This window comes from Janthinobacterium glycogeni (assembly GCF_051380725.1).
In the GTDB taxonomy this organism is placed as follows: Bacteria; Pseudomonadota; Gammaproteobacteria; order Burkholderiales; family Burkholderiaceae_D; genus Janthinobacterium.
Window position 1 is genome coordinate 149,058 of record NZ_JBNYXP010000003.1, and the last position, 20,814, is coordinate 169,871.

Annotated in this window: 21 protein-coding genes; 12 read left to right on the forward strand and 9 right to left on the reverse strand. The window is 63.6% G+C overall.

Annotated elements, in window-relative coordinates; genetic code table 11:
• The first annotated feature begins 1 nt into the window (after position 1).
• Both ACQ4W4_RS08985 and ACQ4W4_RS08990 read left to right on the forward strand, forming a co-directional pair.
• Positions 2–1,099, forward strand: coding sequence for a hybrid sensor histidine kinase/response regulator (locus ACQ4W4_RS08985; RefSeq protein ID WP_436541675.1), 1,098 nt, complete (start codon positions 2–4; stop codon positions 1,097–1,099).
• Complete coding sequence (locus tag ACQ4W4_RS08990; protein ID WP_436541676.1) at positions 1,092–2,105, forward strand: response regulator; 1,014 nt, start codon at positions 1,092–1,094, stop codon at positions 2,103–2,105. The genes ACQ4W4_RS08985 and ACQ4W4_RS08990 overlap by 8 nt, the downstream gene beginning before the upstream one ends.
• A gap of 58 nt (positions 2,106–2,163) precedes the next feature.
• Here ACQ4W4_RS08990 and ACQ4W4_RS08995 read toward each other — a convergent pair whose 3' ends face one another.
• A complete protein-coding gene (locus ACQ4W4_RS08995; RefSeq protein ID WP_436541677.1) occupies positions 2,164–2,691 on the reverse strand; it encodes an SRPBCC family protein in 528 nt (175 codons plus the stop codon).
• Positions 2,692–2,918: 227 nt separating this feature from the next.
• Between ACQ4W4_RS08995 and ACQ4W4_RS09000 the strand changes: the two genes are divergently transcribed.
• Positions 2,919–3,701, forward strand: coding sequence for a DNA/RNA non-specific endonuclease (locus ACQ4W4_RS09000; protein ID WP_436541678.1), 783 nt, complete (start codon positions 2,919–2,921; stop codon positions 3,699–3,701).
• Positions 3,702–3,728: 27 nt separating this feature from the next.
• Positions 3,729–3,983, forward strand: coding sequence for a hypothetical protein (locus ACQ4W4_RS09005; protein ID WP_436541679.1), 255 nt, complete (start codon positions 3,729–3,731; stop codon positions 3,981–3,983).
• 30 nt (positions 3,984–4,013) lie between these two features.
• Here ACQ4W4_RS09005 and ACQ4W4_RS09010 read toward each other — a convergent pair whose 3' ends face one another.
• From ACQ4W4_RS09010 to ACQ4W4_RS09040, 7 genes are all read right to left on the reverse strand, one after another.
• Positions 4,014–4,613: a hypothetical protein gene (locus ACQ4W4_RS09010; RefSeq protein ID WP_436541680.1), complete on the reverse strand. Its 600-nt coding sequence runs from the start codon at positions 4,611–4,613 to the stop codon at positions 4,014–4,016.
• Positions 4,610–5,383: a hypothetical protein gene (locus tag ACQ4W4_RS09015; RefSeq protein ID WP_436541681.1), complete on the reverse strand. Its 774-nt coding sequence runs from the start codon at positions 5,381–5,383 to the stop codon at positions 4,610–4,612. Before ACQ4W4_RS09015 ends, ACQ4W4_RS09010 begins: the two co-directional genes overlap by 4 nt.
• 160 nt (positions 5,384–5,543) lie before the next feature.
• The gene (locus ACQ4W4_RS09020) at positions 5,544–8,411 is read right to left on the reverse strand and encodes a M16 family metallopeptidase (RefSeq protein ID WP_436541682.1); all 2,868 of its coding nucleotides are present in this window, start codon (positions 8,409–8,411) and stop codon (positions 5,544–5,546) included.
• An 88-nt stretch (positions 8,412–8,499) separates the two neighbouring features.
• Positions 8,500–8,832, reverse strand: a complete 333-nt coding sequence (locus ACQ4W4_RS09025; RefSeq protein WP_436541683.1) for a type II toxin-antitoxin system RelE/ParE family toxin — start codon at positions 8,830–8,832, stop codon at positions 8,500–8,502.
• Between the two features lies 1 nt (position 8,833).
• The gene (locus tag ACQ4W4_RS09030) at positions 8,834–9,121 is read right to left on the reverse strand and encodes a type II toxin-antitoxin system Phd/YefM family antitoxin (protein WP_070279745.1); all 288 of its coding nucleotides are present in this window, start codon (positions 9,119–9,121) and stop codon (positions 8,834–8,836) included.
• 72 nt (positions 9,122–9,193) lie between these two features.
• Positions 9,194–10,180 carry a sensor domain-containing diguanylate cyclase gene (locus ACQ4W4_RS09035; protein WP_436541684.1) on the reverse strand — a complete coding sequence of 329 codons (987 nt, stop codon included), beginning with the start codon at positions 10,178–10,180 and terminating at the stop codon, positions 9,194–9,196.
• A 90-nt stretch (positions 10,181–10,270) separates the two neighbouring features.
• Positions 10,271–11,170, reverse strand: coding sequence for a sensor histidine kinase (locus tag ACQ4W4_RS09040; RefSeq protein WP_436541685.1), 900 nt, complete (start codon positions 11,168–11,170; stop codon positions 10,271–10,273).
• A gap of 289 nt (positions 11,171–11,459) precedes the next feature.
• On the opposite strand from ACQ4W4_RS09040, the gene queE reads away from it, so the two are divergent.
• From queE to ACQ4W4_RS09080, 8 genes are all read left to right on the forward strand, one after another.
• A complete protein-coding gene (gene queE / locus ACQ4W4_RS09045; protein ID WP_436541686.1) occupies positions 11,460–12,095 on the forward strand; it encodes a 7-carboxy-7-deazaguanine synthase in 636 nt (211 codons plus the stop codon).
• 9 nt (positions 12,096–12,104) lie between these two features.
• The gene (queD, locus tag ACQ4W4_RS09050) at positions 12,105–12,551 is read left to right on the forward strand and encodes a 6-carboxytetrahydropterin synthase QueD (RefSeq protein WP_035819191.1); all 447 of its coding nucleotides are present in this window, start codon (positions 12,105–12,107) and stop codon (positions 12,549–12,551) included.
• The gene (tadA, locus tag ACQ4W4_RS09055; protein ID WP_436541687.1) at positions 12,544–13,053 is read left to right on the forward strand and encodes a tRNA adenosine(34) deaminase TadA; all 510 of its coding nucleotides are present in this window, start codon (positions 12,544–12,546) and stop codon (positions 13,051–13,053) included. The genes queD and tadA overlap by 8 nt, the downstream gene beginning before the upstream one ends.
• Before the next feature lie 254 nt (positions 13,054–13,307).
• Positions 13,308–15,671, forward strand: coding sequence for a TonB-dependent hemoglobin/transferrin/lactoferrin family receptor (locus tag ACQ4W4_RS09060; RefSeq protein WP_436541688.1), 2,364 nt, complete (start codon positions 13,308–13,310; stop codon positions 15,669–15,671).
• Positions 15,672–15,732: 61 nt separating this feature from the next.
• Positions 15,733–16,890 carry a hemin-degrading factor gene (locus ACQ4W4_RS09065; RefSeq protein WP_436541689.1) on the forward strand — a complete coding sequence of 386 codons (1,158 nt, stop codon included), beginning with the start codon at positions 15,733–15,735 and terminating at the stop codon, positions 16,888–16,890.
• 153 nt (positions 16,891–17,043) lie between these two features.
• On the forward strand, positions 17,044–17,961 hold the full coding sequence (locus ACQ4W4_RS09070; protein ID WP_436541690.1) for an alpha/beta fold hydrolase: 918 nt from the start codon (positions 17,044–17,046) through the stop codon (positions 17,959–17,961).
• 32 nt (positions 17,962–17,993) lie between these two features.
• On the forward strand, positions 17,994–18,911 hold the full coding sequence (gene ldcA / locus ACQ4W4_RS09075; RefSeq protein ID WP_436541691.1) for a muramoyltetrapeptide carboxypeptidase: 918 nt from the start codon (positions 17,994–17,996) through the stop codon (positions 18,909–18,911).
• 5 nt (positions 18,912–18,916) lie between these two features.
• Positions 18,917–20,095 (forward strand): DUF418 domain-containing protein, encoded by a 1,179-nt coding sequence (locus ACQ4W4_RS09080; RefSeq protein ID WP_436541692.1) that lies wholly within the window; start codon positions 18,917–18,919, stop codon positions 20,093–20,095.
• Here ACQ4W4_RS09080 and ACQ4W4_RS09085 read toward each other — a convergent pair.
• A complete protein-coding gene (locus tag ACQ4W4_RS09085; RefSeq protein WP_436541693.1) occupies positions 20,092–20,808 on the reverse strand; it encodes an SOS response-associated peptidase in 717 nt (238 codons plus the stop codon). The genes ACQ4W4_RS09080 and ACQ4W4_RS09085 overlap by 4 nt on opposite strands.
• Between the last annotated feature and the right edge of the window lie 6 nt (positions 20,809–20,814).

Sequence of the window (20,814 nt, forward strand, 5' to 3'; positions counted from 1 at the left end):
CATGGACAACGATAGCCGCGCCAGCGTGCTGTACGTGGACGATGAAGCGCTCGCCTGCAAGTATTTCGAGCGCGCCGTCGGCCAGCGCTACCGCGTGCTGACGGCGCAGAGCGTCGATGCGGCGCTGGCCTTGCTGGAAGGCGAGGCCGGTCAGATCGACGTGCTCGTCACCGATTACCGCATGCCGGACCGCCTGGGCAGCGAATTGCTGCAGGAAGTGGCGCAGCGCTATCCGCACATCGTCTGCATGCTCGTCACCGCGTATGCGGACAAGGACGTGCTGCTCGAGCTGATCAACGGCGGCACCTTGTTCCGTTTGCTGGAAAAGCCGCTCGACCTGGCCGCCATGCAAACGGCGCTGCAACTGGCCGTGCAGACGGGCCGCGAGCGGGCCGTGCGCCGCCAGGGCCTGGTGGCGATGGAGGAATCGCTGGCCTTTCTCGCGCATGAATTGAACACGCCGCTGGCGGCCATCGCCAATTTTGCGCGCGGCATCGCGCGCCGCGCGCAAGCGGACGCCGCACCGCAGGCCGAGATCGGCGAAGCGGCCGCCTTGATGCACGACAATGCGCGTTATTGCCTGTCGGTCCTGGCCAGTTTTGTCGATACGGTGCGCCTGGCCAGCGCCGGTCCCGGCATGCAGGGCGGACGCCGCTCCGGCAGCGCGCGCCAACTGCTGGACGCCTTGCTCGACAGCTACCCCTTGAGCACGGACCAGCGCGCCGCCATTACGGTGGAAATGGGCGACGATTTCTCCATTGCCGAGTCACCCAATTGCGTCGCGCTGATTTTATCGTCGGTGCTGGGCAATGCCTTGCGTTCGGCCGGCGAGCAAGCCCATCCTGCGATCGGCATCCGCATCGATGCCGGCCGCATCGCGGTGCGCGACAATGGCGCCGGCATCGCCCCCGAGATCGTCGCACAGCTGTTGATCGACCCCGTCAGTGCCGGTGGCGGCGAAGGCAAGGGCTGGGGCATGGTGTTTTGCCACCGCATGATGCAGTCGTTCGGCGGCAACCTCGATATCGCCACCGAGTTTGACACTTCCACCACGGTAACCCTGAATTTTCCAGTACATATAAGGAACGAGCATGATTGACGCCAATCTGCGTTCACCGGCTCAGCGTGAGCCGGTGCAAGGCTTGCCGACGATACTTTACGTCGATGACGAGGCCAACGCCCTCAAATACTTCCAGCGCGCCATCGCGCCGCTGGCCGACGTACTGACGGCCACGTCGGTCGAGGAAGGCAAACGCATCCTCGACGAGCAGGCCGACCGCATCGCCGTGCTGGTCTCCGACCAGCGCATGCCCGGCGCCTATGGCAACGAATTGCTGTCGTATTGCTGGGATCGCCATCCGCACATCGTGCGCATTCTGACCACCGCGTACTCCGAGCTCGAGCACACGGTGGAAGCCGTCAACCAGGGGCAGATCCACCGCTACATCCAGAAGCCATGGGATATCGCGGCGTTGCGCATGGAACTCAAGCAGGCGCTGGAACTGGCGCGCTTGCGCAACGAGCACGCCCAGTTGCTGCGCGAAAAGCTGATGGTGCGCCAGCGGCAAGCCGTCGCCAACCGCATCGGCACCCTGTACGCCTTGTGCGCCAGCCTGGCCGGTCCGGAACAGCAGCTGCCCGTGGAAGCGTATCTGTCGGCGGCCCTGACGGCCGGCGTCACGCCGCCCGAGCCGGACTGGCTGCTGATGGATTATGCCGACCTGGTCAGCTCGGAAGCCTTCCGCGGCACGGCCTTTGCCGCCGCCGTGCGCCAGCAGCTCGACACGCTCGAGCGCGAGCATCCGGGGCGTGGCGTGGAACAGGCGATCGACATGCTGCTGCCCGTGTTTGGCGCGGCGCTGCAAAACCAGGGCGGCACGGCGCTGTTCCTCGATGGACGCCTGCTGACGGAATTTCTGGAAACGCCGACCACGGCGCCCGTCTCGCCCATCCACTCGTTCTGGCTGGCCAGCTTGCTGTGGCTGGCGCGGCGCGGCTGGTCCCTGCAACTGAGCAAGACGGACCTGGGTTTGCAGGGCAAGGTGGTGCAGGCCGAGCCGGCGCTCACGCCGGACCACCTGGCCGCCTGGATCGAGCAATTCTGACGGGGCATCAAGTAAAACAGGGCCGCGCGGGCCCTGTTTCCATTTGCGGCAAGCAGACTTAGCGTTCCGCAGCCGCCTTCAGGTTGTTCAGACCCTTTTCAAAATCCTTGCCAATCATCCGGTCCATGCTGACGAAGACCGTCATGACCTTGCTCACGTAAGGGCTGGGGCCCGTCATGGTCCAGTTCACCTTGGTGCCGTCGCCCTCTTGTGTCATGGTAAAGGTGGTGGTGTTGTGGCTTTCAAACGGCTTGAGGAAGTCCAGCTTGATGACGGTGCGGTCGGGCTGGGCCGCCTCCGTGATTTCCATGCGCCCGGCGCCCACCTTGTCATTGCCTTGCCACGCATACTGCGCGCCCTGGCCGCTGGCAGGGCCCGTAAACGTGCGGCGCATGCCCGGATCGAGCTTCTCCCACGGCGACCAGGCGGCCCAGTAATGGAAGTCCGTGATCAGGCCGGCGATCTTCTCGGGCGGGGCCTTGATGGTGATTTCGCGCTGGACACTGAAGGTGTCGGGCTTGGTGGTGGCATAGCCGAGGATGGCGGCGACGACAACAACGATCAGCAGCAGGGTTTTTTTGATCATATGCTCTCCAAATCTTGAATGGTCGATGCGAACGAATCAAGGCAATCTTAGCAGATATGAATGGCTGTGCGCAGCCGCTTGGCCTTTATTTGCGCCAGCTCTGCGCAGGGCCGCGTGCACACTCGTTCGCCGCCGCGCGCACCCGCGCACGCCAGGTGTGTGCCGGTTTGTGGCGAGGGCCGGCGTCCGCTAGAATGCTGGCCTGCAACGATTTCATTTAGGGAAATATGATTCAACGATCGATCGCCAGGCTGACCCTGGCGTGCGGCTTGCTGGCGTCCGCCTTTGCCGCGAACCTGGCGCATGCCGATGCCTGTCCCGGCCATTACGTCGATGGCCGCAAGCCGGAAATCACCAACCCCAAGCTGGACGTGGCGACCAAAGAGCTGTGCTACAACGTGTTTGGCGTGATGCACTCGGGGATCACGCGCACGCCGTTGTGGTCGGCTGAACACCTGACGGCGAACAACCTGGAAGCGGCGCAGGATTTGTCGCGCGAAAACTCCTTCCACGCTGAACGCAAGCTGCCCGCCGCCCAGCGCGCCGAATTGGCCGACTATGCGCGCAGCGGCTTCGACCGTGGCCACATGGCGCCCAACGGCGACATGCCGGACCGCCAGAGCCAGCGCGACAGCTTTACCTTGGCCAACATGGTGCCGCAGGATGCGCGCAACAACCGCTATGTGTGGGCCGGCATCGAAGGCGCCGTGCGCAAGATGGCCAAGAAAGAGGGCGACCTGTACGTGATCACGGGGCCGGCGTTCATTGGCGGCAACCTGCGCAAGGTGGGAAGAGTGATCGTGCCCAGCCATCTGTACAAGGCCGTGTACAGCCCGCGCCAGCGCGCCGGCGCCGCCTATTTCATAGCAAACGTCGATACGAAGACGTATGAAGTGCTGAGCATTGCGCAACTGGAAGACAGGATAGGCATCGATCTGTTACCGTCGCTGACGCGCCAGCAGAAACTGCGCATGCTGAGTTTGCCCAAGGTGAAGAGCAAGTCCAAGTAATAACAAGACCGTCAAAAAGGAAATCCCATGTGCGCAAAAAAATTCGTCCCCTATGCCAATGAAAGCGATGTGCTGGAAATCGGCAGCCTGAGCATCGAAAACCGGATCGACCGCATCAGCATCAGCGGCGACATCGACCTGACCCTGGACAAGCCGGGCCTGGCGCTGGCAAAGCAGCTGCAAAAGCTGCTGGCCGACGTGGTGGCGCAGCTGGAAAAGCAGGAACTGCCCGACCGGCTGCCCCCGCCAGAGGTGACGTCGGTGGCCAATCCCTTCGAGTGAGTTGGCCATGGCCGGGCCGCTTTAGTATCGTCAGCCCAGGCCCGGAAGCCGCTTGAGTTCGGCCAGCAGCAAATCCCAATGCCAGATTTGCTCTGGAATATACAATGCGCCGCCCGACCCCGGGCGCAGCATAACTTCGGTTGCCACGCCTTTTGCCATGAGCTCGCGTTGCGCCCACTGCATCACGCGACGCCGGCCCGTCAGCCAGCTGCGATGTTCAGGCGACAGCAGCGCCAGGGCGTGGGGCAGGCGACAAGCCAGGGTTTGCCGCAGGCGGACGACGGCTGCTTTGTCTGACCGCTCAAAGGCAGGTTCAAGCACGTAAGCTTGGCCGGCCGCGTCGCGGCTGTCATATTTATCCTGCAGGTAGTGACTGACACGGTTTCCGCTCACAACGGTCTCGATCTCGCCCGATACGACGTCAAGCAGGAATGCATTGACGCCGACGTAGCAATACTCGCTGCGGCCATGTACCACATATGCCTCTGAATTGGCGCGGATGATCCAGTAGTCGCCGCGTTCGGACAGGACGCAACACTGGATCGCGTGCTTCATGTAGTGCGGCGACTGCGTATCGCCTTCGCAGAACCGCAATATCATTGCTTGTGCAGCGTCAGCGTCGATCATCATTTTCGCCGACCCCGTGACCACTGCAGATAATGCAGGGCAATTGCGATGCAGCTCATGCCGATGGCCCAGTTCCGCAGTTGCCACAGCGATGGCCCAATTTGAACGGCGTACGGTGAGATATATTTGTAGAAAAACATCTGCACCAGGTACAGGGCGAATGCGATGGACAGGATGCTGGCCCTGGCCAAGCGTCCCGGTGTGTTGCCCACCCACTCCGCGATAAAAATGATCGGCACGGTAATAAAGATCAGCTTGTCGCGATGCAGGCTTGCCGGATAGATCTCGGTAATGCCCAGTACAATCGCATTGAGGCACCAGTAAGCATAGACGGCGGCGATGATGTAGAGGCACGCGCCGATGCGCCGCCGGCCGCCAGGGCTGGGGCGGGGCAGTTTCGCTGATGCAAAGTAGAGCCGGGCATCCTCGCGGTACAGCAGGTAGAGGAAGGTCGCGAACGCCGGTACGGCGAACAGCAGTCGCAGGGCGAGGCTGCCCTGTGCCGGTGATTCGATGGTGATCATCACCCCCATGCCGATCAGGCCCGCAATGACGTAGGCCATGCGTGCCCAGCGCTGTGCGCGGAGCAGGCCAATGGCAATGAAAAAGTCGGCATAGCCGGATGCTTCAAGGAACTGCTGCGCACCGGACGCCGCGTGGCGGCCGAACAGCAGGGAATAAATGACCACGCCGCTCGCGTTCATGAGTAATAAATAGGCAATCACCGTGACGGCTGCAGGACGCGGGCGTCTCGCCTGGCTGCTGTCAGGCATGGCCGGCGGGCGCGTTTCTGTTCGTGGGGAATCTGGTGCTTCGGATGTCATGAGGATATAGGTGCTATGAATTTGCTACGGCAGAGCGAGCGGCAGGCGCCCGTACGGAATGGAACCCCATCCGACGGTGTGCATCGGATGGGGATGATACTGCGCCGGCTTACTTCGCGAACGCCTGCGCCGCCGGCGTCACGGTGACGGCCTCCGGCTTGATGTTCAGCTGCATCGCGCCGATGACCTTGTCTTCATCGAGCAGGGCCTGCGGCTTGTTGCCGTCATACTTGATGGGAGAAAACGCGTCGCTGACGAGCTTTTCCTTCAGGCCGGCCGCTTCCTTGGCAACGATCACCACGGACAGGTTCTTCGCCGACAGATGCTGCTTGATGGCGCGGTTGACGTCGGCCACCGTCAGTTTCGACAAGCCGTCACGCATCAGCTTGGTGAACTCGGGCGTGCCATACCATTGCGAGTCGAGCGCGTAACCGAGTTGCTGGTCTTGCGTCGACGTCATGACGAAGACGTTCTTCATCAGGTAGTCGCGCGTGGTGGCGAAATCGTCCTGCGTCAGGCCGTTGTCGATGAGCTTGCCCAATTCCGTCAGCGCCACGCGCAGGGCGAAGTGCGCGTTGTCCGGCGCCACGGGGCGGATCCAGATTTCGAACAGCTGCGCCTTGCGGCCCAGGTTCGGGTTCGGGAAGAACTGGACCATGCCGCGCGGGAAGGCTTCAATGTATGCGTAGTCGCCATAGTTCATGCCGCGGAGCTCGCGGATGCGCTGGTACAGGTAGGAATTCGAGGCGCGGTGCTCGCCCAGCCAGGTCTTCGCCAGCCACAGGGCGGGGAAGTCCGGGTGCGTGCGCGTCACTTCCAAAGGCAGGCCGAACGAGATCGCCGTGGCGCGCGTGTTTTTCTCGATGATTTCCACTTCCAGTCCGTTTGCCTTGCGGCCCGCGGGTTTCACGGTGGCTGGCAAGCCGGGGCCGGCCGGCAGCTTGCTTAGTGCCTGCGTCAGCGAGGCCGTCATGGCGTCGGACACGTCGCCGGAAATGCCGACCTTGACGGAGCCTTGCGCATACGCGCTCTTCCAGAACTGTTTGACGTCATCGAGGGTGATGGCGTCGATGCCGGCCACCGTGCCCAGCACGGGGTGGCCGTACGGCGTGCCCGCATACACATTCGTTTGCAGCCGTTCCTTGGCGAATTCCTCTTCGTTATTGTCCTTCAGGTCCAGCAGCAGCGCGTTCTTTTGCGCATCCTTCAGGCGGCGGAAATCGTCTTCGCGGAAACCGGGCGAGAGCAGCAGGGGCAGGGCGATGGCGTTGAACTGGGTCCAGTTATCCTTGTGGATGGAGCCCGTAAACGTCGTCATTTCCTTGTCCGTCTGCTGGGAAAAACTGCCGGCCAGCGGGAACAGGGCGGCGTTGACTTCGTCGATCTTGCGCTCGGACGAGCCGCCCGACGCCACCATGGCGGCCGTCAGCGCGGCCAGGCCTTCCTTGCCTTGCGGGTCTTGCGCGGAACCGGCCATGAACAGCAGCTTGTAGCGGATCTGCGGCAGCGCCGATTTTTGCACCAGCACGTCGAACTTCGCGTTCGAGGCGGCCGGCAGCAGGCTGGCCAGCTTTGGCGTGGCGGCGATGGCGGCCGCCATCGGCTGGTGCGACAGGGTCGTCACCACCAGGCCGTCGTCCGTCAGGTATTTGCGCGCGGCCGCCTGCAGGTCGGCCGGCGTGAGCGTGTCGATCAGGCGGTAGTACTGGTTGATGGTGGCGTAGGAGCGGTCGAAGTGCACGAAGGACGCCAGGGTGCCGGCGATCTGTTCCGTGTTGTCGAGCGAGCGGATCAAGCCATATTTTTCGGCCGACTTGGCGTCCGCCAGGTCTTTTTCGCTCACTGGCGTGTCGCGCAGCCGCGCCACGGTGGCCAGGATGGCGTCGCGCACGTAGACGGCGTCATCGATGTTTTTCACGCGCGCGCCCAGCACGGCCAGGGTCGGATCGACGCGGTCCGGCGTCATCTCGAACAACTGGTCGACCTTCTGCTCGTTCTGCACCAGGCGTTGATACAGCGGCGAGGTGCGGCCGAACGACAGCGAGAGCAAGGTCGCCAGGGCGGCCTGGTCCTTGTCCTTCACGGAAAACGCGGGTGCGTGGAAGCCCACGGCCACCCACGGCAGGGTCGGCGTGGGCCAGGCCACGTGCTTGTAGACGGGGCCGCGCGGGGCCGGTTCCACGGGCACGGCCGCCTGCTGCTTGCCGCGCTGCCAGGCGCTCCAGTATTTTTCCACCAGGGCGATGGCTTGCTGCGGCTCCACGTCGCCGGCGATGATGATGGTGGTGCGCTCGGGACGGTACCAGCGGTCGAAGAAGAGCTTCGAATACGCGTACTGGTTCGGCATGTCTTCGATGTCCTGGATGAAACCCATCGTCGTATGCTTGTAGGTATGCGTCGTGTAGGCGCTGTCGCGCATCACTTCGAACAGTTTCGAGACGGGATTGGCGCTGTTCTTGTTGTATTCGCCCAGCACGGCCCGCGATTCCGTCTTGAACGCGTCTTCCGCATAGTCGAGGTGCTGGAAGCGGTCCGCTTCCACCTTCAGCACGGTTTCCAGATCCTGCTTGGCAAACGTCGTGTGGTAATTGGTCAGGTCGTCGCTGGTATACGCGTTCTGGCGCGCGCCGGCGCGGGTGATGACTTCCTGGTATTTTTCGGGCGGATACGCCTTGGTGCCGCGGAACATCATGTGTTCAAAAAAATGGGCGAAACCGGACTTGCCCGGCTCGACTTCATTGCGCGAACCCGTCTGCACGGGAATCTGCAGCGAGACGAGGTTGGGAAAGCCGGTCGGCACGATGATGATCTTCAAACCGTTGGCCAGGGTTTTTTCCGTGGCCTTGAACGGCAGCAAATCGGCCTTGCTGGCGGCCGCGCTATGGGCGGCGGCCGCCGGTTTGACGGGCGCGGCGCCCAGGTTCGACGAGGCCATGGCCGACAGGGCCAGGGCGAAAGCGGGTAATAACACAGGCATGATTCTTGACACGGGGGCTCCTTCTTTTCTTGGAATGTGGAAAGTGCAACGCCGCAGCATAGAATATTCGTGCCGCCCTGCATAGGGGCTAACAGTCGGGCCGCAGGATGCGCGCCGTCAAGTGGGCGAGGAAGTCGCGTTTGGTGGACAGGAACATGCGGAGGTACACGGTGTCGTGCGCGCGGTCATGGTGATACACGGCGCGGATCTCTGCGCATAGGCATTGCCGCACATCCATGCCGACTTCGCGGGCGGCCTCGACGGGCGTGCCGCTGTCGGGAAAGGTCTTGAGATCAGCGAATAATTGCCGGAAAGCCAGGAGGAGCTGCGCATGGGCGACCGCTGTGTGGCGTGCCTTGAAGTCGCTGCGCAGTTCATTGAAATCGGCTTGCGCGCTTTTCAGCACGACGATGCGCGCCATGTCAGTCGTGATCGAGGCTGGCCAGGAAGTCTTCTTCGGACACCACGTCGCCACGCGCGATGTCCTGGTTACCCATGGCAATCAGTTTCATGAATGCATGCTGCTCCTGCATGTGCCGCGCTTGCCGCTTGCCTTCCTGATACGCGTGCATGGACAGCACGACCATCTTCGCTTCGCCATTTTGCGTGATGATGATGGGCTCGTCCTGGCCCGCGTCAAAGCTGTTGACGATCTCGGTGGTATTGGCCTTGAGATAGGAAATCGGCTTGATACGTTCCTTGAGGTCCATGGCGGCTCCGAATGCGAAAAAAAATACGATAGGACCAAATATGCACCAAATTTGGTCGTGCTTCCGTGTTGCCTAGGTGAGCGTCGTTTCCGGCAGGCTGATGCGGTTGCGGCCCAGGTGCTTGGCGCGGTACAGGGCGCAGTCGGCCGTGTGGATCAGCTGGCCCAGTTCCGTGCCGGGGCCGGGCAGGGCCGTGGCGGCGCCGATGCTGACGGTGACGCAGGCGCCGTCGGCGCGCTTGCGCGGCAGCTGCAGCCGCTCCACGCGCTGGCGGATGCGTTCGGCCACGATGGCCGCCCCCTTGAGCGACTGATTCGGCAGGATCACGGCAAATTCCTCGCCGCCGTAGCGGGCCACCAGGTCGTTGGTGCGCATTTCGCTGGCCACGGCGCCGGCCACCTTGCGCAGGCACAGGTCGCCGCCTTGGTGTCCGTGGCTGTCGTTATATTCCTTGAAATTGTCGACGTCGACCATCAGCAGCGACAGGGGCTGCTCCTGCCGCTGGGCGCGCTGCCACTCGGCCAGCATGGTATCGTCGAAGCAGCGCCGGTTGGCCAGGCCCGTCAAGCCATCGCGCGTGGCCAGGCGTTCCAGCTCCACCTGCGCGCGTTTTTCATCGGTCATGTCGCGCAGGGTTTCGACCACGGCGATCAGTTCGCCGTGATTGCCGTAGATGGGGCTGGCATCGACGGCCAGGTAGCGCCGCCGCCCCGTGCGCGGCATGTCGCACCAGTTTTCCGCGCACAGGTTGCTGCCCGTGCCGCTGCGATATTGTTGCTGGGCATGCAGGGCGCGCATGTCGCCGCCGCGCCCGGTCAGCAGCAGGTCGGCCAGGGTGGGGCGCTCGTCGTTGTAAAAGCAGCGGCCCGGCTCGCGTGCGCCCAGCACTTCGGACGCTGGCACGCCCGTCAGCTGCTCACAGGCGCGGTTCCAGATCATCACCCTGCCATGCACATCGAGTACGAAGGTGGGCACGACCAGTAATTCCATCATCTTGACGGCGAAACCCTGGGCTTCACCATACGGCGATGCGCTGGCATGTGCGTGGCTATCCGGCATGAAAGCATCCTTCTTGGGCGTGAGTGGGGGCTGGTTCGTTGGCCATGATGCAGCGTGGCGGGCCGAAGGTGTTGATATTGAGCAATATCTTCAGCGATGGACCATCGCCTCGTCATGGCGGATCGGCAGCGGCAGCGACAAGCGCAAGGTGGTGCCGGCGCCGCTGCGGCTGTCGATGTGCAGGCTTCCGCCGGCGGCGGCCACGCGCTCATGCATGCCGGACAGGCCGCAACCGAGGCGCGGCGGCGAGTCCGACAGCCCGATGCCGTCGTCGCTGATGCGGCAGGCCACGGTGGCGTCCACTTGTTGCAGGCATAGCTGCACATGCGTGGCGCGCGCATGGCGGGCGATGTTCGCCAGCGCTTCCTGCAGCACGTGATACAGCAGGGGGCCATGCGCATTGCCGGCGCCGGCGTCGAGCCGGTAATCGCAATGGCAGTCAATGCCCGTGGTGCGCTGGAAGTCGGCCAACAGCTCTTCGCATGCCGCTTGCAGGCCGGCGTCGAGGGCGGGCGGGCGCAGGTCATGGATGACGCAGCGCAGCGCAGCGATGCTGAGGTCGACATTGCGCACGATCACGGCCAGTTGCTGCGCCAGATGGGGCGCCGCGCCATGCGTGCTGGTCTGCAGCATGGACAGGTCGATCTTCAGCGTCAGCAGATGCTGGCCCAGGTCGTCGTGGATGTCGCGCCCGATGCGCTGGCGCTCCTGTTCGCGTGCCTGCTGCTGTCCGCTGGCCAGGCGGTCCTGCTCGGCATCCGCGCGCAGCTGTTCCAGCGCCCGCAGGCGCAGCGCCAGGCGGTGCTGGCGCCACAGCATCAGCGCCAGCGCACCGCACAGGATGGCGCAGGCCAGCATCAGGGGCAAGGGTGTGGCGGTCTGCGGCATTGGGCCGGCGGCGTAACCGGCGTGCAGGGAAGCGAGCGCGCCGGCCGCCAGGCAAGCCAGAATGATCAGGCGACACGGCGGGCGTAGCCAGCGTTGCATCATTTTCTCGCTCCCTAAATGTTTTCCAACGGGCAATGTTCTTACAGAAAATATATTAACCTTGGATTATTTATATTGTCTAAACGCAAAAGCTGCGCAGTTTTGCCGGCCGCTGTGGCTTTCTTGCTGCCGGATGCCGCAGCGCCAGACGGCAGGCACGGCATTTGCACGGGAAGTGTCGTGGCGGCATATAATAGAGGGTTGTCAATCGGCTTTTTGCGGTGGCGGCGCTGTGCGCCGGCACCGGTGCGCACGCCCTGCGCGATGCGCCAGCCAGCTCTTAGGAAATACAGTGACTTATAGCATCAAAGAGATTTTTTACACCCTGCAGGGCGAAGGTGCGCACGCGGGCCGTCCGGCCGTGTTTTGCCGCTTTTCCGGCTGCAATCTGTGGACGGGCCGCGAAAGCGACCGCGCCACGGCCGTGTGCCAGTTCTGCGACACGGATTTCGTCGGCACCGATGGCGAACTGGGCGGCAAGTTCAAGACGCCCGAGGAACTGGCCGCGCTGATCGACAGCCTGTGGCCGGCCAGCTACGCGCCGAGCAAATACGTGGTGTTTACGGGCGGCGAACCGCTGCTGCAACTGGATGCGGCCCTGATCGACGCCATGCACGCGGTGGGCTTTACCATCGCCATCGAAACCAACGGCACCTTGCCCGTGCCGGCCGGCGTGGACTGGATCTGCGTCAGTCCGAAGATGGGTTCGACACTGGTCGTCCACAAGGGCAATGAGATCAAGGTGGTCATCCCCCAGTTCCAGCAAAACCTGGCCGCCTACGAAGGGCTCGACTTCGAGAACTTCTTCGTGCAGGCGATGGATGGCCCCCTGGCCGCGCACAACATGAAGCTGGCCATCGAGACGTGCAAAAGCAACCCGAAGTGGAAGCTGAGCCTGCAAACCCATAAACTCCTGCAAATACCTTAATAAAACAATATGCTGACTATTACACGCAAGCTCGAATTCGACGCGGGCCACCGCATTCCCGACCATAAAAGCCAGTGCCGCAACCTGCACGGCCACCGCTACACGGTGGAAATCACGCTGGTCGGCAAGGTCATCGAAGCGGAAGGCAATTCCGACAATGGCATGATCATGGACTTTTCCGACGTGAAAACCCTGGCCAAGCAGCACCTGGTCGACGTGTGGGACCACGCCTTCCTCGTCTACGAAAAAGACACGGCCGTGCGCGACTTCCTGGCCAGCCTGCCCGACCATAAAACCGTCGTCATCGACCGCATCCCGACCGTGGAAAACCTGGCGCGCATCGCCTTCGAGATCCTGAAAGCGGCGTTTACCGACCATTTCGGCACGGGCTTGCACCTGCATAAGCTGGTGCTGCATGAAACGCCGAATTGCTGGGCAGAAGTGACCGATGACTGAAACGCACGCTAGCGCGCAGGACGCGCGCTACATGCAGCTGGCGCTGGAACAGGCGCAGCACGCATGGGACCTGGGCGAGGTGCCCGTCGGCGCCGTCGTCGTCAAGGATGGGGAAGTCATCGCCGTCGGCTACAACCAGCCCATCGGCCGCCACGACCCCACGGCGCATGCGGAAGTGATGGCCTTGCGCGCCGCCGCCGAAAAGCTGGGCAACTACCGCTTGCCCGGCTGCGAGCTGTACGTGACCCTGGAGCCGTGCGTGATGTGTTCGGGCGCCATGCTGCATGCGCGGCTGGCGCGCGTCGTATACGGCGCGGGCGATCCGAAGACGGGCGCCTGCGGTTCCGTGCTGAACCTGTTCGAGCAGCCGGCGCTGAACCACCAGACGGCCATCGAAGGCGGGGTGCTGGCCGACGAGTGCGGCGCTTTCCTCAAGCGTTTCTTTGCCGAGCGCCGCCGCGCGCAGGCCGAAGCGCGCAAGCTGGCCCAGCCTCCTGCCTGACACCGGCCCAGGCAGGGCAGGGCCGCCATGGCCTTGTCCGGTCTATTGCTCACGCCAGCCCTGTCAGCCATTCCGGCTGGCATTTTTTATAATTGTTGCGAAATAACATCTGTCTGGATCACTTCGCCATTCTCAAATGAGAATGATTCGTGTTACAGTATTGTTTTCGCCAGCAAACTTTCCTTATGCGTCGTTAACATTATCGTTATCGATCCGGGTTCAAGAGCCAGCCTTTACTCTTAGACCGGATCATCATGACTACAGTGCCTACGCAGCGCTCCGCTGCCCCCGTTGTTCCTGCCGCTCAACTTCCTGCCCGCCGCCATAACCTGGTGCTGCGCGCCGCCTTGCTGGGGCTGTTCGCCGCGCCCTTGCTGCCGGCTGTCGCGCAAACGGCCGCCATCAACGCGGGCGTGGCCGCCCAGGAACCGGCCAAGCTGCCTGTCTTCCCGGAAATCGTCGTCAACGCCAAGCAGGATTACGAGCGCCGTGCCGGCACCAAGACCGTCGTCACGGCCGATGACCTGGAACGCCGCAATGTCACCGAAATGGGCGGCATCGTGCGCTACCTGCCCCTGATCAGCGCGCCAGCGGCAGCCTCGGGCAGCGGCAGCGTGTGGGATGGTTCGGGCAATACAGGCTACAACATCCGCGGGCTGGAAGGCAACCGGGTCAGCCTGGAGCTCGACGGCATTGCACTGCCGGACGCGGCGCCCAAGCCCGATGGCAATACCCTCAACGCCTTCGGCACGGGCCGTGATTATTTCGATCCAGAAACCTTCCGCGAAGTGCGCATCGATTCGGGCACGACGGCCGTCAGCGGCGCCAGCCCTGGCCTGGGCGGTGGCGTGGCCTTCGTCACCAAGTCGCCCGAGGATTATCTGGGCGAGGGGCAGGATCATTATGTCGCCTATAAATACGGCCGTGCCACGGCCGACCGCAGCAATGCACATACCCTGACGGGCGCTGCCAGGATAGGCGGCACGCTGCAAGGCCTGGCCGTGTACGTGCACCGCGATGGCGAGCAGACGGACAGCCGCGGCACCACGCCGCCCAATCCCGATGACTGGCATTCGAATGCCTTGCTGTCCAAGCTGGTGTGGTCTCTGCCAGGCGAACAAAAGCTGGACTTGACGGTCGACATGTTCGAGCGCAAGAACCAGCGCGATCTGCGCAGCAAGGTCAGCGCGTATTACCCGACGGGCGTGCAGCAGGATTCCACCACCAAGCGCACGCGCGTCAGCCTGGGCCACGACGTGGTGCTCAAGGATTTTGCCCTGTTCGACCGCCTGACGTCGAAAGTGTATCTGCAGAATGCGAAAACCGATGACAAGACGCAAGGCGTCTACACGTTCGGCAGCCCGGCGCAGCGTTCCATTGAAACGAGCTTCAAGAACGACAGCATCGGCGTCACGTCGGAAGCGTTCAAGCAGCTCAATGCGGACAACGCGCTGCTGTACGGCGTACAGCTGGAACAGCTGAAAACGCGCCGTCCGTGGCGCGAAGACCGTGTTATCGTGGCCACGGGCCAGCATCAGGTCACCAACAAGAACCGCATGGCCGACATGGACACGACCAGGCTGGCCGTGTACGTGCGCGACGATCTCGGTTTCAGCCTGGCCGGCAAGAAAGCCGTGCTGACGCCGGGCCTGCGTGCCGATTACCGCAAGAACGCCCCGAAAAACCTGCAAACCTATGCGATCGCCGTGCCGAACGCGGCCAGGGAAGTGCGTACCGAGAGCGACACCTATTTCACGCCCAGCCTGAGCCTGTCCGTGGAAGTGCTGCCGCAGATGAGCGCGTACGCCACCTTCACGCGCGGCACGCGCCTGCCGACGGCGGCCGAGCGCACCGGCACCTACGATTCCTTCAGCTATACGGGCACGGGGCAGGGCTATGCCGTACTCGGCAATGCCAGCCTGCGCAAGGAAACCAGCAAGGCGTATGAACTGGGCTTGAAGGGCGACGTCGTCAAGGGCTTGAGCATGCACGCCTCCGCGTACCAGACGGAATACACGGACATGGTCGACTATGTGATGCAAAAGGATGACCCGGTGAACTTCCCGACCATCACGCGCGGCCTGTTCCGTCCGGAAAATATCGGCAATGCCCGCACCTGGGGCGCCGAGCTGACCCTGCGCGCGGAACTGGGCGCCTGGGCGCCGGTCATGCAGGGCTATCACGTGGACCTGGCCACAGGTGTGGCCAAGGGCCGCTCCTTCAATTCACGGACGGGCGAGAGCGGCGGCCTGAATTCGGTGGCGCCGGCCAAGTCGGCCTTGACCGTGGGCTACGACCATGCGAACCAGCTGTTCGGCCTGGCGTTGACGGCCGTGCATGCGGGCGCCAGGCAGGCGCCGGAAAACCTGCTGATCGGCGATGCGGGGCCCCTGTTTACCGTGCCGTCGTACACCATCTTCGACCTGTCGACCTACTGGAACGTGCACAAGAACGCCAAGATCGTCGTCGGCGTGTACAACTTGACGGATCGCAAGTACTGGGATTACGCCTCGGCCCGCGGCCTGGCCGCCGGCACCACGGCCGCCAGCCGCGCCGAGATCGAGCGCTACGCCAAGCCGGGCCGCAACGTCGCCGCCAGCCTCAGCGTGAATTTCTAAGTTTTACCGGGGAGGGGTGTTTGCCCCTCTTTTTTTCCATGTTTGATTGAATGGTCTCTCTATGAAGTTATCCAAACTCGTTCTATCCCTGCTAGGCAGCCTGCTGATCGCAAACGCAACCGCGGCCCCAGCCACTTTGGCGGAACGCTGGTCCACCTTGCGCACGGAACAGCCGAAGCTGCAGATCCGCGACGCGGCCCGCGCGCTGGGCGTATCGGAAGCGCAATTGCTGGCAACCAACATCGGCAAGGGCGTCACCCGCCTGCAGGCCGACGGCAACCAGCCGCGCGAAATCATGCGCGCCGCGCTGGACCTGGGCATCGTGCAAGCCATCACGCGCAATGAAAACGGCGTCATCGAAACGACGGGCGTCGCCAGCAAGTTCAAGCAGGCGGGCGACAAGTCGGAACAGGCCGACGCGAAACAGGACCCGGAAACGGAAGCGCGCCAGCGCAATATCGCGGGCGGCTACCTGGGCGGCCAGATCGACCTGCGTTTCCACTTTGAAAACTGGAAATATGCCTTTGCGGTAGAACAAGCAGGCCGCGACGGCAAGCCGACGCGCAGCCTGCAATTTTTTGACGCCAACGGCACGGCCGTGCACAAGATCTACCTGCGCAACGAGCCGGGCGTGGCCGTCTACGATAAATTGGTGGCAAGCTTCCGCATGCCGCAGCAAAGCGCGGAACTGAACGTGCTGGCCGTGGCGCCGAAGGCGGCGGAAAAGCCGGATGCCGAGATTGACGTCAAGGAATTCCAGCTGGCCTGGAAAGACATGACGGACGTGCACCAGTTTGCGCAAATCATGCGCGAATTCCACCTGACGCGCGAGCAGGCGCTGCGCCTGGCGCCGGCCGGCGTGGTCGAGCGCGTGACGCCGCAAGCGCTGCACGCCTTGCTGGAAAACGCAGCCAAGGACAAGGTCGCCATTATGGTGTTCCTGGGCAATGACGGCTTGACGCAGATCTACAGCGGCAAGATCGAGAAAACCATGGCCGCCGGCGGCTTCTTCAATGTGCTGGATCCCGACTTCAACCTGCACATCCGCGACACGGCCCTGCGCAGCGGCTGGGTCGTCAAGCGCGGCGGCGTCACGTCCGTCGAGTTCTTCGACAATGACGGCACGCAAGTGGTCTCCTTCTTCGGCGTGCGCGAACGGGGCAAGCCGCAGCCGCAAAGCTGGGTGGACCTGGCCGATTCCTTGCCTAAGGCCAAGTAACTAGCCGCACCGTTGCCGCCCGGGCGTACCGGCGCGGCAACACTTCAGATGGACTTCCGCATGAGCCGTGATGGCAAGATCACAATAGTGGTATGCTGACTCCATGGCCGCAGCGATCGTGCCTGTGTGCTGGTTCCTGGAAGAGAGGCAATCATGGCAACCATCATGGCGAACGGCCTCAACATAGCTTATGAAAGCCACGGCAACCCCGACGATCCGTGCGTGCTGCTCGTCATGGGCCTGGGCATGCAATTGATCGCCTGGCCGGCGGACTTCGTCGAAGGCATCGTGGAACAGGGTTTTCGCGTCGTGCGTTTCGATAACCGCGACAGCGGCCTGTCGAGCAAGATGGCGCAGGCGGGCAAACCGTATCTGCCGCTGGCCTACGTGAAAAACCTGCTGGGCTGGCCCCTGAAAACGTCGTACACCTTGAATGACATGGCGGACGACGCGCTGGGCTTGCTGGCGGCTTTGCGCATTGCGCAGGCGCACGTAATCGGCGTGTCGATGGGCGGCATGATCGCGCAAGTGATGGCGGCGCGCGCGCCGCAGCAGGTGCTCAGCCTGACCTCCATCATGTCGAGCAGCGGCCGGCGCGGCTTGCCCGGCCCCACGCGGGCGGCACGCAATGCGCTGTTGCAACGGCCGAAACGCAATGCCAGCCGCGCCGAACTGATGGCCCACATGGCGGCCACCGTGCGCGTCATCGGCAGTCCCGCCTATCCCGTGTCGGAAAAGCTGCTGTACCAGCGCATCGAAGCGGCGTTGCAGCGCGGCAGTTGCCCGGAAGGCGTGGCGCGGCAGATGGTGGCGATCGCCGCCTCGGGCGAACGCACGCAGCTATTGCCCAGCATCCGTTGTCCGGCGCTGGTGATCCATGGCGCGGCCGATCCCCTGATCCCCGTCGCCTGCGGCATCGATACGGCCAGGCTGATTCCGGGCGCCACGCTCGAAGTGATCGAAGGCATGGGACACGACATGCCGCCCCAGCTGATCGAGCGTCTGCTCGCCTTGATCGATGTGCATCTGCAAGGTAAGATGGCGCCCCAGATGCGCTCCCAGCCAGCCTAGGCGCGCCCACCACTTTTGAAGGCACGGGCATTTTGAAGACACCTGAAATTGGCATCGCCATCGTGGCGCCCGGCGGTTGCGCGCCCGACGAGGCGGCACTGACGCGCGGCATCGCCCGCTTGCAGGCGCAAGGCGCCACCGTCCACAATTACTACAAGCCCGAGCACACCTTTCAGCGTTTCGGCGGCACGGATGCGGGCCGCCTGGCGCAGCTGAACGCGGCGGCCGCCGACCCGGACGTGCAGGTGGTGATCGCCTTGCGCGGCAGCTACGGCATCAGCCGCATCCTGCCCGAGATCGACTTTAGCGCCATGGCCGACAGCCGCAAACTGTTTGTCGGTTACAGCGATTTCACGGCTTTCCACATGGGCTTGCTGGCGAAGACGGGCCGCGCCAGCTTTGCCGGCCCCATGGTCTGCGACGATTTCATCCGTGACGAGCCCGAGCAATTTACGCTCGACCAGCTGTGGTCGTGCCTGGCCGGCCCCACGCACACGGTTACGGGCGCGTCGGTTGGCAATCCGCGGGCCGAGGCAGTGGGGACTTTGTGGGGCGGCAACCTGGCCATGCTCGTGCATCTGCTGGGGACGCCATATTTCCCCGAGATCGACGGCGGCATCCTGTTCCTGGAAGACGTCAACGAACACCCGTACCGGGTCGAGCGCATGCTGCTGCAATTGCTGCATGCGGGCGTGATTGGGCGCCAGCAGGCCGTGGTGCTCGGTGACTTTTCTGGCTATAAATTGAGTCCCATGGACAAGGGCTACGATGTCGACGCCATGCTGGCCTATGTGCGCCAGCGCCTGCCCGTGCCCGTGCTGACGGGGCTGGAATTTGGCCACATCCGCCGGCGTGTCACCTTGCCGTTCGGCGGCCAGGCGCGGCTGCAATCGGATGCGTCCGGCTTCAGCCTGCAGGTGACGGATTACCCGACCCTGGCGCGGCCCTGAACGTCGTGAGCGCCAGGCCCGGCAGGTTGCTGCAGCTCGATGTGCTGCGCGGCATCGCCGTGTTTGGTATTTTGCTGGTGAATATCTGGGGCTTTGCCTGGGGGACGCTGTCCTTGCGCTACGGCACCTTGCCGGCGCAGCCGCCCGTGTTCGACCAGCTCGTCATTTTCGGTGTGGCGGCGCTGGCGCAGTTCAAGTTCTATCCCATCTTCGCCTTTTTGTTTGGCGCCGGTTTTGCCCTGCAAACACGCTCCCTGAAACGTCAGCTGGGCAGCTGGGAGCAGGCGCAAGCGGCCTACCGGCGCCGGCTGCGCTGGCTGCTGGTGTTCGGCCTGCTGCATGGCTTCTGCATCTGGAGCGGCGACGTGCTGACCTCGTATGCGGTCGCGGGCATGCTGATCCTGCCGCTGGCAGTGGCCAAATTGAGCCGCATACGCAACCGTGCCTGGCTAGTGGCGGCCGGTTTCCTGTTGTTCATGTGTTTGCTCATTCCCGTGGGACAGCAGGGCGGCGCGCCGGACACCGCGCGCGAGCTGCAAGCCTTTGCGGACCGCTACGCCATCTACACGCAGGGCGGCGCGTGGGGCGTCGCCAGACTGCGTGCCAACGATTTCCTCGTCTCGCTGCTGTACGCCGCCGTCATGCTGCCGCATATCATCGTGCTGTTCTTGCTGGGCATCTTGTCCGTGCGCTTAGGCTGGCTGACGCGGCCGCACCGTCACTTGGTCCTGTGGCGCCGCGTGCGTGCCGTGGGGCTAGGCGTGGGCTTGCCGTTCAACCTGCTGGCGGCGGGGGCCGTCGCCTGGCAGGTGGCCGATCCGTATCAAACCGTGTTCGATACGGCCCTGTTTGAAGTAGGCCTGTTCGCCGGCGGTCCCGTGCTGGCGGCCGGTTATGTAGCGGCATTGATGCTGGCCGGTCCCTTCCTGCTGCGCTGGCTCGGGGCATGGCTGGCGCCCGTGGGACGCATGGCGCTGAGCAATTATCTGCTGCAATCGGTGCTTGGCACCTGGCTGCTGCAGGGGCCTGGGCTGGGCTGGGGCGCCACGCTGCGTCCCGCCGGGATGCTGGGCCTGGCGGTTGTGATCATGGCCGGGCAGGTGCTATTGAGCCGTTACTGGCTGCGGACGTTCCGCCAGGGACCGATGGAAGCGCTGTGGCGCCGCCTGGCGCGCCTGCCTTAATCCGTACCCCAGTCGAATGTACTTTGCGCCGCGGCCGGCGGCGGCGCCTTGGCCTTGGCGGACGGCACCAGCGGATTATCGACGGCATGCCATTCGAACAAGTCCACGTCGAGCATGCAGGTGCGCGCCAGGTGCAGCGCCTGCTCGGGCGTCAGTGCGGGGGCTAGCCAGCGGTGCGCGTCTTCCTGGCTGACGGCGACGGGGCGGCGGTCGTGGATATCAACCATGCCGCCCAGGCTGTCGGCCGTCACCAGCACGAAACCGGCTTCCTCGCGGTGGAATTTGCAGGGGCCGAATTGGGCCAGCGCCAGCAGGAACAGCGGCGCGCGGTCCTGGCGGTGGATGTGCCACGGCTGCTTGCTGCCTTTTTCGCCAGTCCATTCATACCAGCCGCGGACGCAGACGATGCCGCGCCCCGCGCGCAGCAGCGGTTTCCAGTAGGCGCCGGCGAGCTTTTCCAGCCGGGCATTGATGGCGATGGGGATTTTTTTCTTGCCGGGGGCGGGCACGGCTTGCGCGGCCCAGGCGGGGCGGTAGCCCCAGAAGACATCGTCCACCCTGTGCACGCCGTCCTGGATATGCAGCACGGGCCGGTAAGTGCCGGGCGACACGTTCAGGTGCGGCTCGGCCTCGCTGTCGAACACCGCGTCCGTCCAGCCGAACGATGACGCCAGCACGCGCGCCGTGTCATTTTGATCGAATCGTCCACACATGGCGAA

Bases quoted from the DNA above. Each gene is read 5' to 3' on its own strand.
- ACQ4W4_RS08985 (WP_436541675.1), top strand. From the start codon at position 2: ATGGACAACGATAGCCGCGCCAGCGTGCTGTACGTGGACGATGAAGCG.
- ACQ4W4_RS08990 (WP_436541676.1), top strand. From the start codon at position 1,092: ATGATTGACGCCAATCTGCGTTCACCGGCTCAGCGTGAGCCGGTGCAA.
- ACQ4W4_RS08995 (WP_436541677.1), bottom strand. From the start codon at position 2,691: ATGATCAAAAAAACCCTGCTGCTGATCGTTGTTGTCGTCGCCGCCATC.
- ACQ4W4_RS09000 (WP_436541678.1), top strand. From the start codon at position 2,919: ATGATTCAACGATCGATCGCCAGGCTGACCCTGGCGTGCGGCTTGCTG.
- ACQ4W4_RS09005 (WP_436541679.1), top strand. From the start codon at position 3,729: ATGTGCGCAAAAAAATTCGTCCCCTATGCCAATGAAAGCGATGTGCTG.
- ACQ4W4_RS09010 (WP_436541680.1), bottom strand. From the start codon at position 4,613: ATGATGATCGACGCTGACGCTGCACAAGCAATGATATTGCGGTTCTGC.
- ACQ4W4_RS09015 (WP_436541681.1), bottom strand. From the start codon at position 5,383: ATGCCTGACAGCAGCCAGGCGAGACGCCCGCGTCCTGCAGCCGTCACG.
- ACQ4W4_RS09020 (WP_436541682.1), bottom strand. From the start codon at position 8,411: ATGCCTGTGTTATTACCCGCTTTCGCCCTGGCCCTGTCGGCCATGGCC.
- ACQ4W4_RS09025 (WP_436541683.1), bottom strand. From the start codon at position 8,832: ATGGCGCGCATCGTCGTGCTGAAAAGCGCGCAAGCCGATTTCAATGAA.
- ACQ4W4_RS09030 (WP_070279745.1), bottom strand. From the start codon at position 9,121: ATGGACCTCAAGGAACGTATCAAGCCGATTTCCTATCTCAAGGCCAAT.
- ACQ4W4_RS09035 (WP_436541684.1), bottom strand. From the start codon at position 10,180: ATGCCGGATAGCCACGCACATGCCAGCGCATCGCCGTATGGTGAAGCC.
- ACQ4W4_RS09040 (WP_436541685.1), bottom strand. From the start codon at position 11,170: ATGATGCAACGCTGGCTACGCCCGCCGTGTCGCCTGATCATTCTGGCT.
- queD (WP_035819191.1), top strand. From the start codon at position 12,105: ATGCTGACTATTACACGCAAGCTCGAATTCGACGCGGGCCACCGCATT.
- tadA (WP_436541687.1), top strand. From the start codon at position 12,544: ATGACTGAAACGCACGCTAGCGCGCAGGACGCGCGCTACATGCAGCTG.
- ACQ4W4_RS09060 (WP_436541688.1), top strand. From the start codon at position 13,308: ATGACTACAGTGCCTACGCAGCGCTCCGCTGCCCCCGTTGTTCCTGCC.
- ACQ4W4_RS09065 (WP_436541689.1), top strand. From the start codon at position 15,733: ATGAAGTTATCCAAACTCGTTCTATCCCTGCTAGGCAGCCTGCTGATC.
- ACQ4W4_RS09070 (WP_436541690.1), top strand. From the start codon at position 17,044: ATGGCAACCATCATGGCGAACGGCCTCAACATAGCTTATGAAAGCCAC.
- ACQ4W4_RS09085 (WP_436541693.1), bottom strand. From the start codon at position 20,808: ATGTGTGGACGATTCGATCAAAATGACACGGCGCGCGTGCTGGCGTCA.